Genomic DNA, 5,493 nt, shown 5'->3' on the forward strand with positions numbered 1-5,493 from the left:
CGACAGGCTCGACCACCGGTGGTCGAGCCTGTCGAGACCGGACAGGCGCTCTACTTCGCGGAGAGTGTCCGGGAGGAGGGTCAGACCTCCGGGGTCCAGAGGTCCTCGCCGTTCGGGGGCGTGCCGACCGCGCCGACGGAGACCGGCACGGCCTCCGGCACGTCGCCCAGCGCACGCTGCGAGACCGCGCCCGAGGAGAAATTGGCGTGGCACTCCGGGCAGTACCAGTCCGGCGTCGGCACCGGGGTGTCGAAGCCGCCGTACACGACGTCCGGCTCCAGCTTCATGTTGTCGTGGATCGCCTGGCCCCACACGATGCGCTTGGTCGCGCCGCGCTGGCCGCACGACGGGCACGCGGGGCGCATCTGCGCGCGCTGCGACAGCACCGCGTGGGGGTGCAGCAGCGCGTGGCAGGGCTCGCACAGCAGGAAGGTCTGCTCGATCAGCTCCGCGAGGGGGCGCTCACCGGTCTGGCCGGTGTGGGCGCCGTCGTCGTGCGGGTGCAGCTGCATGACGTCGACGAACCGCTCGCACGAGGCGCAGCGCTCCTCGCGGCGCAGGTCGGCGCCCGCCACCTGCTTGTGCCCCAGCAGGCGCAGGACGTGCAGGTTGGGCGACAGCTCGTCGGTCTCGCAGTTGCCGGCGTCGAGCGTGCCGGTGGCGCCGTGCTTGTACTGGTGCGCGATGCCGTCGAGCACCAGGCGGGCGTGCTCCTGCGGCAGCCAGCCGGACGACCGGGCGTACGCCGCGGCACCGTTGAAGAGGTCGTCCCAGACCACGGGCTTGTCCGGGCCGAACACCTCGTCGCTGACCCAGTCCTCGCCCTGGCTGGTACCCATGAGCTCGACCGCGGCGACGATGCCAGGCTCGGAGCCCACGACGGTGACGACGACGTCACCGCGCTGCGGGCCGTCGGCGCCGCCCGGGAGGCGGTGCTCGTGGCTGCGGCTCGCGATGGCGACCGCCTCGCCCAGCCAGTCCTCGGACCAGTTGAGGTAGACGGACGGAACGAGCCACGCCGGGAGGGACGATACGTTCGGAAGCATGTCGGGTTCGCTGGTCACGCGGGGAGAATAGCGCAGCCCGGTGACACGGATATAACGGGCCCGGTGAGTGGAGTTCGAGTCAGGTCCGGATCATCGGCAAACTGTCAGGTGATCGGTCGCTCGTCGTGCCGATCACCTGACATCATGCCGATCACTCAGGGATTTTTCCCGTACCCAACCACTCAGGTCCTGCGGTACTCCCAGGGGCTGTCCAGGGGGCGCAGGGTCTCCCAGTCCGACGCCCGCCCGATCGCCGCCGCCAGCACGCCCGCGATGGTCGCAGCGTTGTGCAGCCGGCCCGCGAGCGCGAGCGCGGCGGCCTCCTCCAGCGGTACCGGGACCACCACCATGTCGGCCTCCTCGGCCTCGCGGGTGTGCCGCTCGCCGTCGGGCACCGGGGTGAGGTCGCGTGCCAGGTAGACGCGGATGGCCTCGTTGCTGCCGCCCGGGGTGGGCAGCAGGTCGAGGAGCACGTGCCAGGTGGCGGCGGTCATGTCCGCCTCCTCGGCCAGCTCGCGGGCCGCCGCGACGTGCGGGTCCTCGCCGTCGAGATCGAGCAGGCCGGCGGGCGCCTCCCAGAGGAAGGCGCCGACCGGGTGCCGGTACTGGCGCAGGAGGAGGACGTCGCCGTCGTCGTTCAGCGCGACGACGACCACCGCGCCCGGGTGGTCGACGTACTCGCGGCGGACTATGCCGCCGGTCTCGCCCAGGTCGACCTCGTCGGAGACCATGTCGACGACGAACCCCTGGAACGGGACGTCGAGGCGCCGCGCGGGCCGCGGGTCGATGACGTCGGTGACCTCGTCTGTACTCATGCTCGGACCTCTCCGTGCGAGCCCGCGATCAAGCCGCAGCTCATGAGGACTGCTTCTCGAGAGCCGCCGCGATGAGGCCGGCGAACAGCGGGTGCGCACGCGTGGGGCGCGACTTGAACTCGGGGTGCGCCTGCGTGGACACGTAGTACGGGTGCATGTCGGCCCGGAGCTCGACGAACTCCACGAGCGACGAGTCGGGCGACGTGCCGGAGATCAGCAGGCCCGCCTCCTCCAGCTCCCCGCGGTAGGCGTTGTTCACCTCGTAGCGGTGCCGGTGCCGCTCGGAGACCCGCTCGCTGCCGTACGCCTTGGCCACCACGGAGCCGGCGGTGAGCTGCGCCTGGTAGGAGCCCAGGCGCATGGTGCCGCCCATGTCGCCCTCGCCCTCCACGATCGCCTTCTGCTCGGCCATGGTCGCCACGACCGGGTGGCTGCTGGTCGGGTGGAACTCGGTGGACGACGCGTCCGCCCAGCCCAGCACGTTGCGCGCGTACTCGATGACCATCGACTGCAGGCCCAGGCAGATGCCGAGGGTCGGCACGAGGTTCTCGCGCGCCCAGCGCAGCGCCCCGACCTTGCCATCGATGCCGCGCACGCCGAAGCCCCCCGGCACCAGCACGGCGTCGACGCCCTCGAGCGAGGCCTGGGCGCCTTCCGGCGTCTGGCAGTCGTCGGCCGCGACCCAGCGGATGCCGACCTTCGCGTCGTTCGCGAAGCCGCCGGCCCGCAGCGCCTCCGTCACGGACAGGTAGGCGTCCGGCAGGTCGATGTACTTGCCGACCAGCGCGACCTCGACGTTGTGCTCGGGCTCGTGCACGCGCTCCAGGAGGCGGCTCCAGCCGTCCCAGTCGACGTCGTGGAACGGCATGCCCAGGCGGCGCACCACGTAGGCGTCCAGGCCCTCGGCGTGGATGACGCGCGGGATGTCGTAGATCGACGGGGCGTCGGCGCAGTTGATGACTGCCTCGTTGTCGACGTCGCACATCAGCGCGATCTTGTTCTTGATGCTCTCCGGCACCACGCGGTCGGAGCGCAGCACTATCGCGTCCGGCTGGATACCGACGGTGCGCAGCGCGGCGACGGAGTGCTGCGTCGGCTTGGTCTTCAGCTCGCCCGACGGGCCGATGTACGGCACGAGCGAGACGTGCAGGAAGAACACGTTGTCGCGACCCAGCTCGTGCCGCACCTGGCGCGCGGACTCGAGGAAGGGCTGCGACTCGATGTCGCCGACGGTGCCGCCGATCTCGGTGATGATCACGTCGACGTCCTCGGAGGCCTGCTCGCGCATCCGGAACTTGATCTCGTCGGTGATGTGCGGGATGACCTGCACGGTGTCGCCCAGGTACTCGCCGCGGCGCTCCTTCGCGATGACGCGGGAGTACACCTGGCCGGTCGTCACGTTGGACGACGCCGGGAGCTCGATGTCGAGGAAGCGCTCGTAGTGCCCGATGTCCAGGTCGGTCTCGGCGCCGTCCTCCGTGACGAAGACCTCACCGTGCTGGAACGGGTTCATGGTGCCGGGATCCACGTTGAGGTAGGGATCCAGCTTCTGCATGGTGACGCTGAGGCCACGCGATCGGAGCAGGCGGCCGAGCGAGGACGCCGTCAGCCCCTTGCCGAGAGAGGACGCCACACCACCGGTGACGAAGATGTGCTTGGTCGGCGTCGAGGCGCCGGACCGATGACGGGACTGGAGACTGCTTCGGTGTTCGACCACGGAACTCCATCCTATCCGAGGTACAGCGTGCTGGTGTCGTCACCGCCAGTACAGCTGCTCGTCACTCGGCGTTTGTCGGTTTGGTACGGATCGAGTCTCCACCCGTCGCGCCGATAACGCTCGCCTAATCACCCGTTCCTGGAGAACTTCCTCCGCAAATTTCCGAGCCGCGGCCCGACGGCGGAGCGCAGATCGCGATCGAGCAGGACGGCGATCAGGAGCGTGACCGCCGCGGCCAGCAATCCCACGGCCAGCCCGAGGCCGAGAGCGGTGGCGAACTCGACGCCGTCGAACGGCACCTCGCGCAGCGGCGCGTCGGCGAACAAACCGAACGAGCGGCTCCGCGGCGCGACCCACACGGGCACCAGCCACCCGACGGCGGCCCCCATGGCCGCGGCCACCACGAGCACCGCGAGCGCCCGCCAGACGCCGCCCAGCGCGGCCGGGCCCAGGTGCCTGCGGACCGCCAGGAGCAGGCCGAGCCCGGCCACGACCATGCCCGCCGTGCCGACTGCCCCCAGGACCGCCATGACGTCGGTCCGCAGCAGGAGCTCCGAGCAGGCCGGCCCCGCGCAGCCGCGCCCCGGCGAGCGCGCCGCGAACAGCAGCGGCACGAGGGCCGCGCCGACCGCGGACACGCCCCACCCGCTCGCGGTGGCGATGACGGCCGCGCGCCCGTGGTCGACGGCGTACAGCGCGCGCGACAGGTGCAGGATCAGTGCGAACCCGATCAGGCCGGGCGCCATCAGGGTGAGGCCCGCGGCCATGCCGTGCGCGTCCCCGAGCACGATGAGGTCGAAGACGTCCTCGACGAACGGCGCCGCGGCGACCAGCGCGGCCACGCCGACGGCCGTCACGAGCAGGAGCGTGCGGGTGGTGCGGGCCACGAGAGAGCGCAGCTCGTCGAGCCTCCCGGCCGAAGCGTGCTCCGCGAAGTGCGGGAACGCGCTGGTCGCGATGGGGAACGCGAGCACCGCGTACGGCAGCAGGTAGACCTGCTGGGCGTACAGGTAGACCGACAGCGTGCCGTCGCCACCCGCGGCGTTGGCAGCGCGCAGCATCAGGAACACCGAGAGCTGCTGGGCGACGAGCGCGCCCACGCCCGCGAAGGCCAGCCGCGCGGCCCGGGGCCCCTCCCCCGACGGGAACCGGAGGGTGGGCCGCAGCCGTAGCCCGGTGCGCCACACGGGCACGACGAGCGGCAGCGCCAGGAACAGGACGCCGACCGTGGTCCCCCACGCGAGCCACACCAGCGCCCGGGCGGACAGCGCGGCGACGTCCTGCTGGTCGCCGTCCGCGAGCGCACCGAAGACGGCGTAGACCACGATGACGACGAGGCTGGAGACCAGCGGCGCGAACGCCGGCCAGAAGAACCGCTTGTGCGCCTGCAGGATGCCGCCCAGCACGACGGCCAGGCCGTACAGCGGCACCTGCACGGCGAACACGCGCAGGAAGGCGGTGGCGACGTCCACCTGCGCCGGGTCGTCCAGCCCGGTCAGGCCGATGATCGGGCGCGCCAGGAGCGCCATGAGGGCCGCCAGCGGCACCAGCACGACCAGCGTCCAGCCCAGCAGCGCCGAGGCGATCCGCGACGCCTGCTCCTTCGAGGGCGTGGTCCCGTCGGACGTGAGAGCGGCCCGGCTCAGCGGCCCGGCCAGCAGCGGCACGACGGCGCCCGCGAGCGCGCCGCCCGCCGCCACCTCGAACAGGAGGTTGGGGAGCTGGTTGGCGGAGTTGAAGACCGTCCCGACGCCGTCGGACCCGAGCCATGCGCCCTGCGCGAGCCAGCGGCCGAAGCCGACGATGCGGCTGGCGAGGGTGACGGCCGTGACGAGCAGCGCGGCGCTCGCCAGGGTTCGGACGCGGCTCACGCGCCCGAGGGTGTACCGGTGGTCGAGCCTGTCGAGACCTCGTC

The 5,493-nt window shown here is 71.8% G+C and carries 4 protein-coding genes; all 4 read right to left on the reverse strand.

Annotated features, from left to right (window positions below; genetic code table 11):
- Positions 1-80: 80 nt before the first annotated feature.
- Positions 81-1,064 (reverse strand): hypothetical protein, encoded by a 984-nt coding sequence (locus ACFT2C_RS28825; protein WP_377210542.1) that lies wholly within the window; start codon positions 1,062-1,064, stop codon positions 81-83.
- Between the two features lie 164 nt (positions 1,065-1,228).
- Entirely contained in the window at positions 1,229-1,861 is a 633-nt protein-coding gene (locus ACFT2C_RS28830) for an NUDIX domain-containing protein (RefSeq protein WP_377210543.1), read from the reverse strand.
- Positions 1,862-1,901: 40 nt separating this feature from the next.
- Positions 1,902-3,578: a CTP synthase gene (locus ACFT2C_RS28835; RefSeq protein ID WP_377210544.1), complete on the reverse strand. Its 1,677-nt coding sequence runs from the start codon at positions 3,576-3,578 to the stop codon at positions 1,902-1,904.
- Positions 3,579-3,706: 128 nt separating this feature from the next.
- A partial coding sequence (gene murJ / locus ACFT2C_RS28840) for a murein biosynthesis integral membrane protein MurJ (protein ID WP_377210545.1) occupies positions 3,707-5,493 on the reverse strand: 1,787 nt, incomplete at its 5' end.

The organism is Promicromonospora sp. NPDC057138, from assembly GCF_042670845.1.
In the GTDB taxonomy this organism is placed as follows: Bacteria; Actinomycetota; Actinomycetes; order Actinomycetales; family Cellulomonadaceae; genus Promicromonospora.